This is a genomic window from Actinokineospora pegani (genome assembly GCF_009745975.1).
Lineage (GTDB): Bacteria > Actinomycetota > Actinomycetes > Mycobacteriales > Pseudonocardiaceae > Actinokineospora > Actinokineospora pegani.
In genome coordinates, this window is record NZ_WHOL01000107.1 from 94,460 (window position 1) to 112,013 (window position 17,554).

Genomic DNA, 17,554 nt, shown 5'->3' on the forward strand with positions numbered 1-17,554 from the left:
CGGCTCCCCGGCGTCTCCCGCGACGAGCTCAGGACACCATTCGCGATGTGACCTTCCGCGAGCGGATGTCGGCGTCGACGGGGCGTTCGAGGCCGTCGGGGAACGGCGGATCTACGCGCGGACATGGGCAGGGGCCACCTGGCTGGATTGGCAGATGGAACAAAAGGAAGGCGGTGACGGGACAGCCCCCTGGTCCTTGTGGGGCAACGCGGTGAACAGGGAACGGCGTCGCCCCCAACGGTCAGTGGACGCTGCGCGGAGGGGAGCTGAACTCGGGAACCCGCCCCTGCGCGGGTGCCTAGACTCCGGTTCCCGGGACCGCTCCACGGTCGGGTGTCGCGCCGGGGTCACCGGGACCTGCGAGGTGAGGGGTGCGGGACGAGCTGGGTCGGTATCGGCTCATCAGGCTGCTCGGGCGTGGCGGGATGGGCGAGGTGCACCTGGCCCAGGACACCAAGATGGGCAGCAGGTCGGTCGCGGTGAAGCTGCTCAGCGCCAGCACGCTGGAGGACCCGGAGCTGCGGCGGCGGTTCCGGCGGGAGTGCGAGTTCGCCGCGCAGGTCCAGCACCCCAACGTGCTGCCGGTGTACGACTACTCGACCGGCGACAAGCCCTACATCGTCATGCCCTACGTCGACGGCAAGGACCTGGCGACCCTCGTGCGTGAGCACCCCGACGGGATCGCGCCGGAGCTGGCGGTGCACGTGGTGGGGCAGATCGCCTCGGCGTTGGACGCCGCGCACCGCCAGGACCTGCGGCACCGGGACGTGAAGCCGTCGAACGTGATGGTCGAGCAGTTGACCACCGACAGCTTCCACGCCTGGCTGTTCGACTGGGGCATCGCCCAGCGGATCGAGGCGCCCGCGCTGACCAGGCACAACCAGGTCGTCGGCACCCCGTACTACCTGGCCCCGGAGCGGCTGGCGGGCGGCTCGGACCACCGGGCCGACATCTACGCGCTGGCCGTGCTGCTCTACGAGTGCCTGTGCGGGCGCAGGCCGTTCACCGGTGAAGACGCCGCCGTGCTGCTCGCCCACATGAACACCCCGCCGCCCGCGCTGCCCCCCAGGATCGGGGCGGGGCTGCGGGCCGTGGTCGCCAAGGGCCTGGCCAAGCGCCCCGAGGAGCGCTACCAGACCGCGGGTGAGATGGCCGAGGCCGCGCGCGCCGCGCTGCGGGCCGAGGCCCAGGAGCGGCTGCGCCAGTCCATCGAGGGCGAGCTGCGGCCCGCGGGCGACACCACGCGGATCCCCGTGCCCGCCGCCGCGCCCCAGCGGTCGTCGCGCCAACCCCACCGCGCCCAGCCACGGCCGCCCGGACCCAAGGGGCCGGGCAGGCTCCCCGAGACCGCCGCGGGCGCGGTGATCGGCGCCATCACCGCGGTCGCGCTGATCCTCGTCGACGTCATGCCCGTGGGGCGGGCGCCGCTGCTCATCCCGTTGCTGGTCGTGGCGGGCGCGCTCATCGCCTTCGGCCTGCGCGGGCCCAGCGCGCCGCCCGCCCCGCCCGGGCCGGGCGACCAGACCCGCGACCCGGGAGGGTTCCCGCCGCCGCGCGCCTAGCGTCAGCAGGGAGACCACCAGCACACGAAGGAGCCCCCGGTGTCGGGCATGTACTTCCTCGAACCGCTCACCCCGAGCCTGCTGCGGCACGAGCCGCTGGTCGCGGGTGGCCCGGCGCCGGTCGGCACGCTGTTCGTGCTCGGCCAGGACGGCGGCTACGCGGCCACACCGCACCCGGCCCGCACCCTGGTCCTGGGCCGCAACAGCCCGGACGTGCACGTGACCGTGGGCTCCGAGGACTGGTACGTCAGCCGCGAGCACGCCACCCTCCGCTGCGCGCGCGACGGCCGCTGGACCCTGCGCAACGGCGGCAAGCTGCCCATCCGCATCCCCGAGACCCCCGCGCTGCTGCACCAGCACGAGGCCCCGGTGCCGTGCGGCTACACCCCGCTCTACATCCAGGGCAGCCGCCTGCACGTGGTGGAGCTGTTGGTGAGCGCGGGACCGAGGGGCGCGGGCGAGGTCCGGCCCGGCACCGGCACCCGCGACCTGGCGTGGCCGCTGTCGGACCGCGAGCGCCTCGTCCTGGTGGCGCTGTTCCAGCTCCACCTGCTGCGCGCCGACGACGCGCACCCGTTGTCCTGGAACGAGACCGCGCGCTGCCTCAACGAGGTGCCCGGCCAGCGCGGCTGGAACGACCGCAAGGCCGAGCACGCCGTCGACGGCGTGCGCAAGCGGCTGGCCGCGGCCGGGGTCGGCGGCGTCACCGCCGACTCCGCGCCCGCCGACGCGATCAAGCGCAACCTGCTGCGGGTGCTGGTCGACACCGCGACCCTCGCGCCACCGGATCTGCGGCTGCTGGACGAGGGCGTGGACTCGCCGAGACGCAACGAGCAGAGCGGAGTGGTTCGGTGACGGTGCCGGACAAGGGCGGTGGCGCGGGTGGGCTGCTGCGGTTGGTGGCCCTGGTGACCGGCGTGGCGATCATCGCCGTCGTCGCGGTCTACCTGGCCAAGGGCGACGGGGAGAGCGCGAGCGGCGGGTGCGCCGGGTCGGTGGCCGAGGTGCGGGGGATCATCGGCTCGGAGAAGGAGCAGTACTTCCGCGACCCCAGGGTCGTCGAGCGGCTGCGGTGCCTGGGCCTGCGGACCGTGATCGACTCGCGCGGTTCGCTGGACATGGTCGACCCGCTGCGGCGTCCGGGCAACGGCTACGACTTCGCCTTCCCGGGCAGCCGGGTCACCGCGCGCAAGATCATGGAGGACGAGGCGGTCCAGCACGGGCTGCCCGCCCTGGACCAGTACGAGGTGTTCTCCTCGCCCATGGTCGTCGCCACGCTGACCGAGACCGTCGGCGTGCTGCGCGACCACGGCTCCGCGCGGACGGTGGACGGGCAGACCGTCGTCGACCTCGCCGCGATCGTGGAGATGGCGCGCACGGGAACGACCTGGAACTCCATCAAGGACAACCCCACCGCCGCCGACCAGACCCAGGTGCTGCTCAACTCCACCGACCCGGACGCCTCCAACTCCGGCTTCCTGCTGCTGGCCGCCGCCGCGTGGTCGGCCAACGGCAACCGAGCCCAGATCGGCTCGGCGGCGCTGCCCGGGGTGGCCGACCAGGTCTGCCAGGTCTTCGCGGCGCAGGGCGGAAGCAAGCCGGTCAAGTCCCAAGACCTGTTCGACCAGTACGCCGGGCAGAACCCCAAGACCCGCATGGCCTACGTCTACGAGTCGCAGGTGCTCTCGGCGCGGGTGCTGCCCGAGGGCCACGCGGTGATGTACCCGAACCCGGGGATCGCCTCGGTGCACACGGTGATCGCGCTGACCGCCGGTGGGCAGCGCGTCGGCCAGGTGCTGCGCGAGGACGACGAGCTGGCCCGGCTCGTCGCCGAGCACGGCTTCCGGCCGCAGGGCCGCGCCGCCCGGCCCGGCGCCGCCGACCCGGCCGTCACCGCCGCCGAGTCGCCCTCCTTCGACGAGATGAGCGCGCTCACCGACCTGCTCGTCGCCAAGCGGAACTCCGGGAAGAGGTGCGACCAGTGAGGACCAGGCTCAAGGCGACCGCGATGCTGCTGGTGGCGCTCGCCCTGGCGGCGTGCACGACCGGGGGCGCCCCGGAGCGCGACGCGGGCACCCCCGGCACGCTGCGCGTGCTGGCGGGCAGCGAACTCGCCGACATGCGACCGGTCCTCGAGCGCGCGGCGGCGGCCACCGGCGTGCGGGTCGAGCTGACCTTCGTCGGCAGCCTCGACGGGGCCAAGCAGGTCGCCGACGGCACAGCCGACCGCGAGTACGACGCGGTGTGGTTCTCCTCCACGAACTACCTGCGGACCTTCCCCGGCGCCGCGGCGCACCTGGGCACCTCCGTGCAGACGATGGCTTCCCCGGTCGTCCTCGGCCTGAAGAAGTCCACCGCCGACCGGCTCGGCTGGGCGGGCGGCGAGGTCGCCTGGACCGACGTCGTCGCCGCCGCCGAGCGCGACGCGTTCACCTTCGCCATGACCGACCCGAACGCGTCCAACTCCGGTTTCGCCGCGCTGCTGGCGATGACCGCGGCGCTGGACGGCGGCCAGCGGGCCCTGGACGTCGACGCGATCGCACGAGTCGCACCGCAGGTGTCGGCGTTGTTCGGCGGGCACCGGCTCACCGCGCCCTCCTCCGGCTGGCTCACCGACGCCTACGTCGACCGCGCCACCGGCGGGAACCCGGGCGAGCCGGTCGACGGCCTGGTCAACTACGAGTCCTCGCTGGTCGAGCTGAACAACTCCGGCCGCCTGCCCGAGCCGATGACGCTGATCTACCCCGCCGACGGCGTGGTGGTGGGCGACTACCCGCTCACCGTGCTCGCGGGCGCCACCACCGAGGCCCAGGACCTGCACCGCAGGCTCGTCGAGCACCTGCGCGGCCCCGAGGCGCAGGAGGACATCGGCGTCACCACCCACCGCCGCCCAGCCGTCCCGGGCGTGGCGCGGCCCGCGGGCCTGCCGGGGGCGCTGAACGAGATCCCGTTCCCCGATAGCTGGGCCACGATCGAGGCGCTCCTCGACGCCTACAACAACGACCTGCGCCGCCCGTCGCGGACCGTCTACGTGCTCGACGTCTCGGGGTCGATGGCCGACGACGGCAGGCTGCCCGCGTTGAAGCAGGCCCTGGGCCAGTTGACCGGAGCGGGTTCGGAGCTGGACGGGAAGGTGTGCGGGTTCCGCGAGCGCGAGGAGGTGCTCATGGTCCCGTTCAGCTCCGCCCCGCTGCCCACCCGCGCCTTCACCGTCGACTCGGGCGACCCCGGGCCCGGCCTGGAGTCGATCCGCGCGGCGGTCGACGGCCTCGCGGCGGGCGGCGGCACCGCGATCTACGACTCGCTGATCAAGGCCCAGCGCGACCTGGCGGCGGACCGGGACCGGTTCGTCAGCATCGTGCTGATGACCGACGGGGAGAACACCGACGGCTCGGGCCTGCGCGGCTACCTGGACTTCCTGGCGTCCACGAAACCGGTGCAGGTCTTCCCGATCCTGTTCGGCGAGGCCAACGAGGCCGAGATGCGCACCGTCGCCCAACGCACCGGGGGGCAGTACGTCGACGCCCGCAAGGACAGCCTGGCCTCGGCGTTCTGCGAGATCCGCGGGTACCAGTGACCGTCTTGAGTGGACAGAGCCGCCACCGTCCCGCTCGCTATCGCGTGCGGCACCCCTCCGGTTGCGCGGTCTCGCCGCTGGCGTCGGGCTGGCAGCAGGCGGCGGGGGAGGCCAGTGCGGCGCTGTCGCTGCCGTAGCTGGCTGAGTCCCCCTTGACGGTGTAGACCTCCCACGGTTCCTGTCCGGGGCCGTGGACCCACACCTTGTCCTGGAGCGCGTAGCAACAGGTCGTGCCGTTCTCCACCAGCGTGTCCACGCCCTGCCCGGTGAGGCGCTGGGCGGCGGCGTCGACCTGGTCGGTGGTCTCGACCTCGACCCCCAGGTGGTCCATGACCGTGGCCTGGCCGGGCTCGCCCGCCAGGAGGACGAGCTTGAGCGGGGGCTCGGTGATGGCGAAGTTGGCGTAGCCGTCGCGCAGCTTGGCGGGCTCGACGCCGAAGAGCTTGGTGTAGAAGTCGATCGAGGCTCGCAGGTCGCCCACGCGCAGCGCGAGCTGGACTCGGGACATGTGCACTCCTTGAATAGGTGAATGTCGAAACAGTGGTGCCCCCACCTTTTTCGAACGCATAGACGTCTGTCAACATAGACGTATGTCAAAACAGTTGCCGCTGGCCGCGGTGGACGCCTGCTGCTCCCCGCTGGCCCGCGAGCCGTTGACCGCCGGGCAGGCGGTGGACCTGGCCAGGCTGTTCAAGGCCATGTCGGACCCGGTGCGGCTGCGGCTGCTGTCGCTGATCGCCTCCCACGACGGGGGCGAGGCGTGCGTGTGCGACCTGGCGGACGCCTTCGACCTGTCGCAGCCCACGATCTCCCACCACCTCAAGGTGCTGCGCGAGTCCGGTCTGATCACCGGGGAGCGGCGGGGGACCTGGGTGTACTACCGGGTCCACCCCGAGGTCCTGGCCCGGTTGTCCGCGGTCCTGGTCGCGGGCGAGCCCCCCGTGGTGACCGCGTGAGCGCCGCACCACCGCAGGCGCGGATGGGCAGGCTCTCGACGCTGGACCGGTTCCTGCCGGTGTGGATCGGCGCGGCCATGCTCGTGGGCCTCGCGGCAGGCCGGTGGGTCCCCGGGCTGGGGGAGGCGCTGGACGCGGTGTCGGTGTCCGGGGTGTCCCTGCCGATCGCCCTGGGCCTGCTGATCATGATGTACCCGGTGCTGGCCAAGGTCCGCTACGACCGGCTCGACACCGTCACCGGCGACCGCCGCCTGCTGTGGACCTCGCTGGTGGCCAACTGGGTCATCGGCCCGGCGCTGATGTTCGCCCTGGCCTGGCTGCTGCTGCCGGACCTGCCCGAGTACCGCACCGGCCTGATCATCGTCGGCCTGGCCCGCTGCATCGCGATGGTCATCATCTGGAACGACCTCGCCTGCGGCGACCGGGAGGCCGCCGCCGTCCTGGTGGCGCTGAACTCGGTGTTCCAGGTGGTCGCCTTCGGCGCGCTGGGCTGGTTCTACCTCTCGGTCCTGCCCGGGTGGCTCGGGCTCCCGCAGACCGAGCTCGCCGTGTCCGGCTGGCAGCTCGCGGGCAGCGTGCTGGTCTTCCTCGGCATCCCCCTGGTCGCCGGGTTCCTCACCCGCCACCTCGGCGAACGGGCCAAGGGGCGCGACTGGTACGAGACCCGGTTCCTCCCCCGCATCGGTCCAGCCGCCCTGTACGGGCTGCTGTTCACCATCGTGGTCCTGTTCGCGCTGCAAGGTGAGCAGGTCACCAGCCGACCGCTCGACGTGGCGCGCATCGCCTTGCCGCTGCTGATCTACTTCGCCCTCATGTGGGCCGGGTCCTACGCGCTCGGCCGCGCGGTGGGCCTGCCCTACGAGCGCGCCACCACGCTGGCGTTCACCGCCGCGGGCAACAACTTCGAGCTGGCCATCGCCGTGGCCATCGCGACCTTCGGCGCCACCAGCGGCCAAGCCCTCGCCGGGGTCGTCGGCCCCCTCATCGAGGTCCCCGTCCTCGTCGGCCTCGTCTACGTCTCCCTTGCCCTGCGCCGCCGCGCCACTTCCTCTTAGGAGCCCCCGTGACCACCGCACCCGAGGTCCTGTTCGTCTGCGTCCACAACGCCGGACGCTCCCAGATGGCCGCCGCCCTCCTGCACCACCACGCCGCCGGGGCCGTCACCGTCCGCTCCGCCGGCTCCGCCCCCGCCGACTCCGTCAACCCCGCCGTCGTGGCGGTCATGGCCGAACTCGGCCTCGACCTGACCCGCGAGTTCCCCAAACCCCTGACCACCGAGGCGGTCCAGGCCGCCGACGTCGTGATCACGATGGGCTGCGGCGACGCCTGCCCCTACTTCCCCGGCAAGCGCTACCTGGACTGGAAGCTCGACGACCCCGCGGGCCAGGGCGCCGACGCCGTGCGCCCGATCCGCGACGAGATCGACCGCCGCGTCCAAGCCCTGCTCGCCGAACTCGTCCCCGCCGAGCCCACCCCCTGACCCGGCGGGCTCACGCCTGCGGTGGCCCCGGCAGGGCGACCCGCTCGGGGCCCAGGACGGACAGGAGCCGCAGCTTCTCGTGGCTCTCGCTGCCGGGGACGGCGGTGTAGACGAGGAGCATCTGCGACTGGTCGGGGTCCAGGAGTATCTGGCAGGTCAGCTCCAGGAAGCCGACCTCGGGGTGGGTGTAGCGCTTCACGCCGTTGTAGTGGACGCCGATCTCGTGGTCGTCCCAGATGGCGCGGAACTCCTCGCTGCGGGCGAGCAAGAGGTCTTGGAGGTGGGCGGCCCGTGAGCCGGGTCCGCGGAGCGTGACCATCTTGCGCAGGCCCGCGGCGAAGACGCGGGAGTGCAGGGCGTGGTCGTCGGGGTGGTAGCGGGCCCGGGTCGCCGGGTCGGTGAACCACCGGTAGCCGATGCTGCGGGCCGGGCCGGTGTAGCGGGTGGTGTCGCCGGTGACCGCGATGCCGAGCGGGGTCTGCCGGAGGGTCTCGCCGAGCTCGGTGACGATCTCGGCGGGGGTGTCGGCGAGCCGGTCGAGGACGCGCAGGAGGCCGGGGCTGATGTGGTCGCCCGCCGGGCCCCGCGCGGGCGGGTTGTGCCCGGCGAGGCGGAACAGGTGGTCGCGTTCGTCGATGGACAGGTGCAGGCCCTGGGCGAGGGAGGCGATCATCTGCTCGGACGGGTGCGGGCCGCGTTCCCGCTCGAGCCTGCTGTAGTAGTCGGCGGAGATGTGGCAGAGCGCGGCGACCTCCTCGCGGCGCAGACCGGCGGTCCTGCGCCGCTGCCCGCGGGCGAGGCCCACGTCCTCGGGTTGCAGCGACTCCCGGCGGTGGCGCAGGAACGCGGCGAGTCCGGCTCGGTCGATCACGGTTGTCCCTCCCTGTGCCGCCCCATCGTGCCACCGGCGCCGGGTCGCTGCCTCGGACTGCTGATCCCCCCTTGCGGGGTCGAGGCCGGGGCCGGTCTGCCTGGGATCAAGAGGCCGTGGTTGCGCCCGCCGATCGGGCGCAACCTGGGGTCGCACCACCCCCAGGACACCAGGAGCAGCACATGGCACGCACCCGACCGGACATCGCCGTCCCCGACCTCTCCGGCAGGCTCGCCGTCGTCACCGGCGCCAGCGACGGGATCGGGCTGGGCCTCGCCGCCCGCCTGGCCGCCGCGGGCGCCGAGGTCGTCATGCCCGTCCGCAACCCCGGCAAGGGCGCGGCCGCGATCGCGAAGATCGCAGAGCGGAACCCGGCGGCGGCGCTGTCGCTGCGGGACCTGGACCTGTCGTCGCTGGACTCGGTCGCCGCGCTGGGGGCCACGCTGCTCGGCGAGGGCCGTCCGATCCACATCCTCGTCAACAACGCGGGCGTGATGACCCCGCCGGACCGCCAGAGCACGGCCGACGGCTTCGAGTTGCAGTTCGGGAGCAACCACCTGGGCCACTTCGCCCTCGTCGCCCACCTGCTGCCCCTGCTGCGCGCGGGACGTGCGCGCGTGACCTCGCAACTGAGCGTCAGCGCCAACGAGCACGCCATCAACTGGGACGACCCGAACTGGGAGCGGTCCTACCACGGCCGCCGCGCCTACAGCCAGTCCAAGATCGCGCTCGGCCTCTTCGGCCTCGAGCTGGACCGGCGCAGCCAGGCCGGGGGCTGGGGCGTCACCAGCAACCTCGCCCACCCCGGCATCGCCCCCACCAGCCTCCTGGCCGCGCGCCCCGAGATCGGCCGCCCCCGGGACACGACGGGCGTCCGCCTCATCCGCGCCCTGTCCCGCCGCGGCCTCCTCGCCGGGACGGTCGAGACGGCCCTGCTCCCCGCCCTGTTGGCCGCCACCTCACCGCACGCCCGCGGCGCCCGCCTGTACGGCCCCAGCGGCCTCGGCGGCCTGTCCGGCGCACCCGCCGAGCAACCCGTCTACTCCCGCCTCCGCGGTGCGGACGACGCCAGGCGCATCTGGCAGATCTCCGAGAACCTGACCCGCACCGCCTTCCCGGCCGACGAACGCGCCCAGCGGCCCCGGCTCTGACGCCGGTCCAGCGCTCGTGGACGGTGGCATGGGGGACGCCGGGTGCGACCGCACCGCCCTCGGCGGCCCGGGAGTGCCGAGTCGGCGGCCGAGAAACCCCACCCACGTGCTGAGCGGGGCGCACCCCAGGGCGTGTCCTAGCCGCGGTCGAGGGTCTCGCGGGCGGTGCGCAGGACGGCGGGGTCGAGGAAGTGGCCGTCGGGGTCGACCGCGGTCGACTCGCCCGCCTGGACACGGGCCAGCAGGGCGGTGGCGGCGGCCACCTCCTCGGCGGTGGCGGTGAACCCGGCGTTGATCACCGGGACCTGCCCGGGGTGCAGGGCGGTCCGGGCGCGGAAGCCCTGGCGCAGCAGGGTGGCGGTGGTGCGGGTCAGGCGGTCGGCGTCGGCGACGGTGGTCTCGACCGGGCCGACCGGGGCGGGCAGGCCGGTGGCCGCGCAGGCGAGCACGACCTGCAGCCGGACGCCGTGCAGTTCGGTGCGGTCGGCGTCGGGGCGCACCCGCAGCTCGCCCGCCAGGTCCGCCTCGCCGATGCCCAACCGGACCACCCGGGGGGCCCGGCACACCTGTTCGGCGTGCAGGACCCCCGCCGCGGTCTCGATGAGCGCGATGACCGGGACGGCGCCACCGGGCAGGCCGCGCTCGCGCTCCAACCCGGAGAGCAGGTCGTCGAGCCGGGCCAGGGCTGCGGGCTCGGCCTTGGGCAGCCACACCCCGGCCAGACCCGGACCGACCACCGCGGCCAGGTCGGCCGCCAAGGCGTCGGCGCCCGGGTTGACCCGCACCCACAGCGGGGTGCCCCCCGGCCCTGCCCGCAGTGCCGCGGCCGCGGCGGTCCGGGCGGCGGCCTTGGCCGGGACCGGCACGGCGTCCTCGAGGTCGATGATGACCGCGTCGGCGGCGGAGGCCGTGGCCTTCGGCACCCGGTCGGGGCGGTGGCCGGGCACGTACAGGTAGGAGCGGGCGGGCATCAGGTCCCCCGGAGCATCTCGGAGACGGTGGCGGCGGCGGCCACCACGGACGGGCCGAAGGTCTCCCGGGTGGACTCGGCCAGCCGGGCGTGCGGGCCGCAGATGCTGAAGCAGGCGAACGCCCGGGAGCCGCGGCCGAGGATGGGCGCGGCGACGGCGGCGGCGTACGGGTCGCGCTCGCCGCTGCTCTCGGTGTAGCCGCGGGCCCGGTCGGCGGCCAGGACCTCGCGGAGGGTGTCCCGGTCGCGGACGGTGTGCTCGGTGAGCGGGGCCAAGTCGATCTCGCCGAGGTACTGCTCCAGCTCGGACTCGCTGAAGGTCATCAGCATCGCCCGGCCGGACGCGCCCGCGTACAGCGGGGCCCGCCTGCCGACCTCGACGGTCATCCGGACGTCCTGCCTGCTCTCGGCCTGGGCGACGTACACGCGCATCGCGCCGATCAGGAAGCTCAGGGTCACCGTCTCGCCGCTGCTGTCGCGCAGCTCGTCCATGACCGGCTGCGCCAGCGCCCGGACGTCCACGGTGCCGAGCGTGGCCAGGCTCAGCTCGGTCGCCCGCGGGCCGAGCCGGTAGCGGCCGCGGTCGTGCTCCTTGGTGGTGAGACCGGTCTTGGTCAGCGCCTCCAGCACCCGGTGGACCGCGCTCTTGGGCAGGTCCAGGCGCTGGGCGATGTCGGTCACCCCCAGCTCCGGCTCACCGCTGGTGAAGCACAGCAGCACCCCGGCCACCCGTTCCACCGACTGCATCTGTTGTCCTCTCGGTCACAGCCTGCCGCGGAGCGCGGCCGCGGCGGCTGGTGTCTGGTCACCACCGGTCGCCGACAGGCCCGCGAGCCTGCCGTCGAACGCGGCTTCCAGTGCTGAGCGGGGCGCGTGCGCGTCCCCGACGACCGCGTGGTCCACGCCCAGGTCGCGCAGCGCGTCCGCCAGGTGCGCCACGGCGGTGGGCGGGCGGAGGAAGACCACCGACGAGACGCCGTCGAGCACCTGGGTCCGCCCCGACAGCGGATCGGCCAAGATCATAGATCCTCCCGTCACCCGTACGGGTGTGCGCATGAGCAGTGCGGAGAAGTCGCGGCCGCGCAGCCGCTCCAGCAGCGCGGGCCTGGTGTAGAGCGAGACCCGCCAGGCCAGCGCGGGCCGGTCGGTGACCAGGGTGACCCGGCTGCCGTGCTCGAGCAGCAGCTCGGCGAGGGCCAGACCGGTCGCCGAGCCCTCCGAGTCGACGAGCACCGCGTGCCCGCCCGCGCGGCCCGGGTCCTCGACCGCCGCCCGCAGCGTGAGCGCGGGGAAGTCCGCGTCCTCGGGGCCGGGCCGCTCGACGGCCCCGGTGGCGAGGACGACGTGGTCCCAGCCCTCGGCGAGCAGGCCGGGGTCGGCGGTCGTGCCCAGGCGCACCTCGGCGCCCGCGGCCCGCACGGCGGCGGCGAGCTGGTCGACGTAGACCCGGTAGCCGGGCCGCAGGACGGCGGCGAGGGTGAGCGCGCCGCCCAGCCGCGGGGCCGCGTCGAGCAGGGTGACCCGGTGGCCCACCTCGGCGGCGGCCAGCGCGGCCTCCATCCCGGCGGGTCCGCCGCCGACGACGAGCATCCGGCGGCGCGGCCCGCGGGCGGCGGCGGCGCGCAGCGCGGCCCACTCCCGCTCCAGCCCGGCCTCGGGGTTGACCACGCAGCCGATCGGCAGGCCCAGCTCCAGCCTGCCCGCGCAGCCCTGGTTGCAGGCGATGCAGTCGCGGCCCGCCCGCCGGTCGCGGTGGCGGGCGACGAGGTCCGGGACCGCGATGTGCGGGCGGGCCAGCGCGACCAGGTCGGCGTCGCCGTCGGCGACCACCCGCTCGGCGTTGTCCAGGGTGTCCACCCGGCCGACCGCGAGGACGGCGGTGCCGGGGAAGGCGTCCTTGAACGCCCGCGGCAGGTGCCGGAACGCCATCGGCGGGTAGGTCATGTCGGCCATCTGCGTGGCCACGCTCACCGAACCGACGTAGGCCGAGTGGCTGACGTGCAGCACGTCGACCGGGAACTCGGCGAGCAGCGCGCCGACGACCTCGACCATCTCCGGCAGGCCGAGGCCGCCGGGCAGGAACTCGTCGGCGCTGATCCGCAGCAGCAGCGGCAGGTCGGTGGCCGCCGTGACCGAGGTGAGCACCTCGCGGGCCAGCCGGAGCCTGCGCTCGGGGTCGCCGCCGTAGGCGTCGTCGCGGTCGTTGCTCGCGGGGGAGAGGAACTGCTGGAGCAGGTGCCCGTGTCCCAAGTGGATCTCCACGGCGTCCGCCCCGGAGGTCTGGACCCGGGCGGCCGCGGCGCCGAAACCGGCGACCACCTCGGCGATCTCGGCGGTGGTCATCCGGTGCGGGGTGGCCGCGGTGCCCGACCACGGCCGGTCGGAGGCGCCCCAGGGGGCGGTGAGCACGTGGTGCCCGCCCGCCTGCCTGCCCACGTGCAGCAGTTGCGCGGCGAGCTTGGCGCCCTCGTCGTGCACCGCGTCGACGAGGGCGGCCAGCGCGGGCACGACCCGGTCGTCGAAGGCGGCCACGGTGGTGGTGCGGCCGAGGCTCGTGGGGTGCACCCGCATCCCCTCGGTCACGATCAGGCCGACCCCGCCCGCGGCCCTGGCCCGGTGGTAGGCGGCGTGCCGGGCGGAGAACAGGCCGTCGACGGCGAAGTTCGTGGTGTGCGCGGGCATCACGACGCGGTTGCGCAGCGACAACCGTCCCACCTGGACTGGCTCGAGCAGCACCGGTGACCTCCTCGTCACGTCCCGTCAACCGCGCGTGTCCACATGGCACGAATGCGTTTCGTCTCACATGAACTCTTGACAATGCCCGTCCAGCCTATTGGTATGTGGAACAACAAAGCAACCAAATCCCGCTGAGCGGAACAGATCGAGGTCTCGGATGGCGATCAGCATGGCGAAGAGAGCAAACGCGACACGGATTTTGCGCCGAACGGCGCGTGCTGGGGCGCTGGTGACCGCTGTCGCGCTGGTGGCGAGCGCCTGCGGCGGCGGCGGTCAGTCCTCGGGCCAGGGCGGGTCGAACGAGACCTTCACCTACGCCCTGACCGGCCTGCCCACCAGCCTCGACCCGGCCGACTACCAGGGCGACCCGTCGCGCAACATCGGCTTCGAGCTGAGCAGCGCGCTGTTCCGCTGGGACACCGAGGGCCTGCCCGAGCAGGGCTGCGGCACGCTGGCCAACGTCGGCCAGCTCACCGGCGAGCTGGCCGAGTCCTACGAGCGCGGTGCCGACGGCAAGAGCGTCACGGTGAAGCTGCGCGAGATGAAGAGCGCGGCGGGCAACCCGCTGACGGCCAACGACGTCAAGTGGACCTTCGACCGGCTCATCGCGCTGAAGGTCAGCACGCCGGGCACCCTGATGCAGGACATCGCCGACTACGCCGCCGACCCGATCAAGGTCGTCGACGACCGCACGTTCCAGATCGTCCTCGACGAGCCCTCCGCCATGGACCTGGCCATCCTGACCTGGTCGCAGTTCCGCGTCCTGGACAGCACCGAGGCGAAGAAGAACGTCACCGCCGACGACCCGTGGGCCAAGAAGTACCTGGCCGCCAACGCCGCCACCTTCGGTCCGTGGACCCAGACCCCGGCCGAGTTCGTGGCGGGCGACCGGCTCACCCTCTCGCCCAACCCCAACTACACCGGGGAGCGCGGCGACGTCCGAAAGCTGATCTTCCTGGCCGTGCCGGACGCCGCCAGCCGGGCCCAGCTCGTCTCCACCGGCAACGCCAACTACGCCACCGCCCTGCAGTACGAGCAGTACGCCCAGCTCAAGACGAACACCGGCGTCGAGGTCCAGACCTGCGCCTCGGCCGACCGCATCCCGCTGGTGCTCAACGCCAAGGACCCGAACCTGGCCAAGCCGGAGGTGCGCCGGGCCATCTCGATGGCCCTGGACCGCAAGACCATCGTCGACGCCGTCTACCGCGGCTTCAACAAGCCCTCGCTCTACGGTGTCAGCCAGGCCTACGGCGTCGACCCGGGTCCCGAAGGCGCCTACGAGTTCAACGTGGACGAGGCCAAGGCGCTGCTGGCGCGGGCCGGGGTCGGCCCGCTGGCCATCACCCTGCACATCAGCCCGGCCCGGCCGGGCTCGGAGGCCGAGCAGATCGCCATCCTGGTCAAGTCCCAGCTCGCCGCGATCGGCGTCGAGGTCAACATCCAGACCGTGGCCAGCGCCACCGAGATCAACACGATCTTCAAGGACGCCAGCTACCAGGCGATGCTCTACCTGGAGCCGCCCGCGGTCGCCGACCCCTACTACTCGGTGTTCCTCTACAACTCCTCGGCCAGCAAGCTCAACACCTTCGGCTACAAGAACCCCGAGCTGGACGCGATCGCCACCGAGCTGGGCACGACCGAGCCCGGCCCCGAGCGCGACGAGCTGCACAAGCAGGCCGCTGAGCAACTGGTGAGCAACCCCGGCTTCATCTACCTGATCGACCGGGACTTCGTGCACGCCGTTCGCAAGGGCTTCACCAACTACCAGCACGCGCCCAACGGCGAGATGTTCGTGCACACCCTGAAGAAGGGCTGACATGAACGACTACCCCACCTTGTTCAGCCCGCTCCGGATCGGCCCGCTGACGGCGAAGAACCGCGTGTGGATGACAGCGCACAGCACACAACTGGTGAAGGACCACAACTTCACCGACGAGCACGTGCACTACTACGCCGAGCGCGCCCGCGGCGGCGTCGGGGTCATCACCATGGAGGCGATGGCCGTGCACCCCACGACCCAGCCGTACAAGGGGAAGATCTTCGCCTTCGACCCCGCCGTGGTGCCCAACTACGAGAAGCTGGCCGCGGCCGTGCACGAGCACGGCACGCTGCTGCTGGCCCAGCCCTGGCACCGCGGCCGGGAGACCAGCGGCACGGTCAACCGGCTGCCGGTGTGGGCGCCGTCGTCGGTGCCGGACGTGGTCTACCGCGAGATGCCGCACGTGCTGGTGGACGAGGAGATCGACGAGCTGGTCAACGGCTACACCCTGGCGGCCAGGCACGCCGTGGAGGGCGGCCTGGACGGGGTGGAGGTGCACGGCCTGGCCCACGGCTACCTGCTCGGCCAGTTCCTCTCGCCCGCCACCAACCACCGCACCGACCAGTTCGGCGGGTCGTTCGAGAACCGGCTCCGGCTCGTCCTCGACATCATCGCCAGGACCAGGGCCGAGACCGGCCGCACCAAGATCGTCGGCGTCCGGATCAACGGCAGCGACGGCGGCGTGCCCGGCGGGCTCACCAACGCGGACTGGGCGCGGATCGCCCGGGCCATCGCCGACACCGGCCTGGTCGACTACATCTCGGTCACCCGCGGCACCTACATCGAGCGGATGGACATCTACGGCGCCACCCCGCAGCCCGCCGGGTTCCAGGTCGAGGACACCGCCCGGATCAAGGCCGCGGTGCCCGAGCTGCCGGTGGTGGTCGTGGGCCGGATGAACACCCCGGAGCTGGCCGAGCAGGTGCTCGCCGCCGGACAGGCCGACATGGTGGGCATGGCCCGGCAGCTCATCGCCGACCCGGAGTGGTCCAACAAGGCCCGCGACGGCAAGGCGACCTCGATCCGGCCGTGCGTCGGGGCGAACTGGTGCATGGCCTCGATCGTCAACTCGCCGCTGGCCTGCGTGCACAACCCGGCGGTCGGCCGCGAGCTGACCCTCGGCGCGGGCACGCTGACCGACGCCCCGGCGGCCAAGCGGGTCGCCGTGGTCGGCGGGGGGCCGGGCGGGATGCGCGCGGCGCTGACCGCCGCCCAGCGCGGGCACCGGGTGACCCTGTTCGAGCAGGACGACGAGCTGGGCGGGCAGGTGCGGCTGATCGGCCGCTCGGAGACCTACGCCGAGTGGCAGGGGATCACCGACTGGCTGATCTCCCAGCTCGACCAGACCGACGTCCAGGTGCAGCTCAAGCACCGGGCCGAGGCCGACGAGCTGCTCGCCGAGGGCTTCGACGAGGTGGTCGTGGCCACCGGGTCGACCCCGCTCAAGCACGGGTGGAGCTCGCTGCGCCCGTCCTCGTGGGGGGACGGGACGGTCGTGCCCGGCGCGGACCAGTGGAACGTCTACTCGATCGCCGAGGCGCTCTCGGGCAAGGCGCGGATCGGGCCCCGGGTGTTCATCTTCGACGACACCGGCGCCCGGCAGCCGGTGGTGGCCGCGGAGTACCTGGCCGACCGCAGGCACGAGGTCACCCTGGTGACCCGGCTCCCGCAGGTCGCCCCCGACCTCGAGGCCAGCCGCGACCTGCAGGCCACCTACCGCCGCCTCCGCAACAAGGGCATCCGGTTCATCACCGACCACGAGGTCGACGCGGTGGTGGAGGACTCGGTGGTGCTCCGCGACGTCTGGACCGGCGAGACCACCACCCACACCGACGTCGACGCGGTGGTGCTCAGCACCGGCAACGCCGCGGACGACGCGCTCTACCACGCCCTCAAGGGCCGACTGCCGGTGCGCGCGATCGGCGACTGCGTGTCGCCGCGCCGCATCTTCAACGCCATCTGGGAAGGCGAACTCGCCGGACGGGAGATCTGAACACCCATGCCGACCAACAACACGGCCACCAGCACGCCGACCAGCAGTGCCGAGCTGACCGACGAGCAGATCGTCGAGCGGGCCAGGGCCAAGCGCGGCGGCACGCTGCTGCCGGTGCACCAGCTCATGGCCGAGGTGGACCCGCAGATCCTGCGCAAGTACGACGACCTGGCCTCGGACCTGCTCTTCGCCGAGCAGCCGCGCGCACTCGACCTCAAGACCCGCTACCTGGTGCTGTGCGGGATCACCACGGCGGTCAAGGGCGACCCGGACGGGATCGTCTGGAGCGCGAAGCGGGCCATGAAGGAGGGCGCCTCGCGCCGGGAGGTGCTGGAGGCGATCCTGCTGTCCGCGCTGCCCGGCGGCGTGCCCACCGTCGAGGAGGCCACGCACGTGTTCGGCCGGATCTTCGACGACGAGTCCTGAGCGGGGCGGCCGG

The 17,554-nt window shown here is 73.2% G+C and carries 16 protein-coding genes; 11 read left to right on the forward strand and 5 right to left on the reverse strand.

From position 1 onward, the window contains the following. The first annotated feature begins 371 nt into the window (after positions 1 to 371). Genes GCL84_RS20430 through GCL84_RS20445 form a run of 4 tightly spaced genes read left to right on the forward strand, consistent with a single transcriptional unit; the run spans position 372 to position 5,139 of the window. Positions 372 to 1,562, forward strand: coding sequence for a serine/threonine-protein kinase (locus GCL84_RS20430; protein WP_156757125.1), 1,191 nt, complete (start codon positions 372 to 374; stop codon positions 1,560 to 1,562). Positions 1,563 to 1,610: 48 nt separating this feature from the next. Then, entirely contained in the window at positions 1,611 to 2,417 is an 807-nt protein-coding gene (locus GCL84_RS20435) for an FHA domain-containing protein (RefSeq protein WP_328618786.1), read from the forward strand. After that, positions 2,414 to 3,547, forward strand: a complete 1,134-nt coding sequence (locus GCL84_RS20440) for a hypothetical protein (RefSeq protein ID WP_156757127.1) — start codon at positions 2,414 to 2,416, stop codon at positions 3,545 to 3,547. The genes GCL84_RS20435 and GCL84_RS20440 overlap by 4 nt, the downstream gene beginning before the upstream one ends. Further along, positions 3,544 to 5,139 (forward strand): vWA domain-containing protein, encoded by a 1,596-nt coding sequence (locus GCL84_RS20445; RefSeq protein ID WP_235926505.1) that lies wholly within the window; start codon positions 3,544 to 3,546, stop codon positions 5,137 to 5,139. Before GCL84_RS20440 ends, GCL84_RS20445 begins: the two co-directional genes overlap by 4 nt. A gap of 37 nt (positions 5,140 to 5,176) precedes the next feature. Here the strand turns inward: GCL84_RS20445 and GCL84_RS20450 are convergent, their stop codons facing one another. Continuing rightward, a complete protein-coding gene (locus GCL84_RS20450) occupies positions 5,177 to 5,647 on the reverse strand; it encodes an ArsI/CadI family heavy metal resistance metalloenzyme (protein WP_156757128.1) in 471 nt (156 codons plus the stop codon). Between the two features lie 82 nt (positions 5,648 to 5,729). Here GCL84_RS20450 and GCL84_RS20455 point away from each other — a divergent pair, with 82 nt between their 5' ends. The 3 genes from GCL84_RS20455 (at position 5,730) to GCL84_RS20465 (ending at position 7,575) form a co-directional block, all read left to right on the forward strand. Continuing rightward, positions 5,730 to 6,095 carry an ArsR/SmtB family transcription factor gene (locus GCL84_RS20455; RefSeq protein ID WP_156757129.1) on the forward strand — a complete coding sequence of 122 codons (366 nt, stop codon included), beginning with the start codon at positions 5,730 to 5,732 and terminating at the stop codon, positions 6,093 to 6,095. A 23-nt stretch (positions 6,096 to 6,118) separates the two neighbouring features. Beyond that, positions 6,119 to 7,150, forward strand: a complete 1,032-nt coding sequence (arsB, locus tag GCL84_RS20460) for an ACR3 family arsenite efflux transporter (RefSeq protein WP_156757322.1) — start codon at positions 6,119 to 6,121, stop codon at positions 7,148 to 7,150. Between the two features lie 65 nt (positions 7,151 to 7,215). Beyond that, positions 7,216 to 7,575 (forward strand): arsenate reductase/protein-tyrosine-phosphatase family protein, encoded by a 360-nt coding sequence (locus GCL84_RS20465; RefSeq protein WP_235926545.1) that lies wholly within the window; start codon positions 7,216 to 7,218, stop codon positions 7,573 to 7,575. A gap of 10 nt (positions 7,576 to 7,585) precedes the next feature. Here GCL84_RS20465 and GCL84_RS20470 read toward each other — a convergent pair whose 3' ends face one another. After that, positions 7,586 to 8,446, reverse strand: a complete 861-nt coding sequence (locus tag GCL84_RS20470; protein ID WP_156757131.1) for a helix-turn-helix transcriptional regulator — start codon at positions 8,444 to 8,446, stop codon at positions 7,586 to 7,588. 182 nt (positions 8,447 to 8,628) lie between these two features. On the opposite strand from GCL84_RS20470, the gene GCL84_RS20475 reads away from it, so the two are divergent. Next, the gene (locus tag GCL84_RS20475) at positions 8,629 to 9,597 is read left to right on the forward strand and encodes an SDR family oxidoreductase (protein ID WP_156757132.1); all 969 of its coding nucleotides are present in this window, start codon (positions 8,629 to 8,631) and stop codon (positions 9,595 to 9,597) included. A 137-nt stretch (positions 9,598 to 9,734) separates the two neighbouring features. Here the strand turns inward: GCL84_RS20475 and GCL84_RS20480 are convergent, their stop codons facing one another. The 3 genes from GCL84_RS20480 to GCL84_RS20490 are packed head-to-tail and all read right to left on the reverse strand — an operon-like array spanning position 9,735 to position 13,303. Continuing rightward, the gene (locus GCL84_RS20480; protein WP_156757133.1) at positions 9,735 to 10,568 is read right to left on the reverse strand and encodes an HpcH/HpaI aldolase/citrate lyase family protein; all 834 of its coding nucleotides are present in this window, start codon (positions 10,566 to 10,568) and stop codon (positions 9,735 to 9,737) included. After that, positions 10,568 to 11,314, reverse strand: a complete 747-nt coding sequence (locus tag GCL84_RS20485; protein WP_156757134.1) for an IclR family transcriptional regulator — start codon at positions 11,312 to 11,314, stop codon at positions 10,568 to 10,570. The genes GCL84_RS20480 and GCL84_RS20485 overlap by 1 nt, the downstream gene beginning before the upstream one ends. Before the next feature lie 15 nt (positions 11,315 to 11,329). After that, positions 11,330 to 13,303, reverse strand: coding sequence for an oxidoreductase (locus GCL84_RS20490; RefSeq protein WP_197523394.1), 1,974 nt, complete (start codon positions 13,301 to 13,303; stop codon positions 11,330 to 11,332). Positions 13,304 to 13,532: 229 nt separating this feature from the next. Here GCL84_RS20490 and GCL84_RS20495 point away from each other — a divergent pair, with 229 nt between their 5' ends. From GCL84_RS20495 to GCL84_RS20505, 3 genes are read left to right on the forward strand one after another with little or no spacing between them, the layout of a single operon-like run. Then, the gene (locus tag GCL84_RS20495) at positions 13,533 to 15,119 is read left to right on the forward strand and encodes an ABC transporter substrate-binding protein (RefSeq protein WP_197523395.1); all 1,587 of its coding nucleotides are present in this window, start codon (positions 13,533 to 13,535) and stop codon (positions 15,117 to 15,119) included. Between the two features lies 1 nt (position 15,120). Next, entirely contained in the window at positions 15,121 to 17,115 is a 1,995-nt protein-coding gene (locus GCL84_RS20500; protein WP_156757136.1) for an oxidoreductase, read from the forward strand. 6 nt (positions 17,116 to 17,121) lie between these two features. Further along, positions 17,122 to 17,541: a carboxymuconolactone decarboxylase family protein gene (locus GCL84_RS20505; protein ID WP_156757137.1), complete on the forward strand. Its 420-nt coding sequence runs from the start codon at positions 17,122 to 17,124 to the stop codon at positions 17,539 to 17,541. The last annotated feature ends 13 nt before the right edge of the window (positions 17,542 to 17,554 follow it).

Excerpts from the sequence above, each read along its gene's own strand:
- GCL84_RS20455 (WP_156757129.1), top strand. The coding sequence starts at position 5,730 with ATGTCAAAACAGTTGCCGCTGGCCGCGGTGGACGCCTGCTGCTCCCCG.
- GCL84_RS20475 (WP_156757132.1), top strand. The coding sequence starts at position 8,629 with ATGGCACGCACCCGACCGGACATCGCCGTCCCCGACCTCTCCGGCAGG.
- GCL84_RS20505 (WP_156757137.1), top strand. The coding sequence starts at position 17,122 with ATGCCGACCAACAACACGGCCACCAGCACGCCGACCAGCAGTGCCGAG.
- GCL84_RS20450 (WP_156757128.1), bottom strand. The coding sequence starts at position 5,647 with ATGTCCCGAGTCCAGCTCGCGCTGCGCGTGGGCGACCTGCGAGCCTCG.
- GCL84_RS20485 (WP_156757134.1), bottom strand. The coding sequence starts at position 11,314 with ATGCAGTCGGTGGAACGGGTGGCCGGGGTGCTGCTGTGCTTCACCAGC.
- arsB (WP_156757322.1), top strand. The coding sequence starts at position 6,119 with ATGGGCAGGCTCTCGACGCTGGACCGGTTCCTGCCGGTGTGGATCGGC.
- GCL84_RS20480 (WP_156757133.1), bottom strand. The coding sequence starts at position 10,568 with ATGCCCGCCCGCTCCTACCTGTACGTGCCCGGCCACCGCCCCGACCGG.
- GCL84_RS20465 (WP_235926545.1), top strand. The coding sequence starts at position 7,216 with ATGGCCGCCGCCCTCCTGCACCACCACGCCGCCGGGGCCGTCACCGTC.
- GCL84_RS20500 (WP_156757136.1), top strand. The coding sequence starts at position 15,121 with ATGAACGACTACCCCACCTTGTTCAGCCCGCTCCGGATCGGCCCGCTG.
- GCL84_RS20435 (WP_328618786.1), top strand. The coding sequence starts at position 1,611 with ATGTACTTCCTCGAACCGCTCACCCCGAGCCTGCTGCGGCACGAGCCG.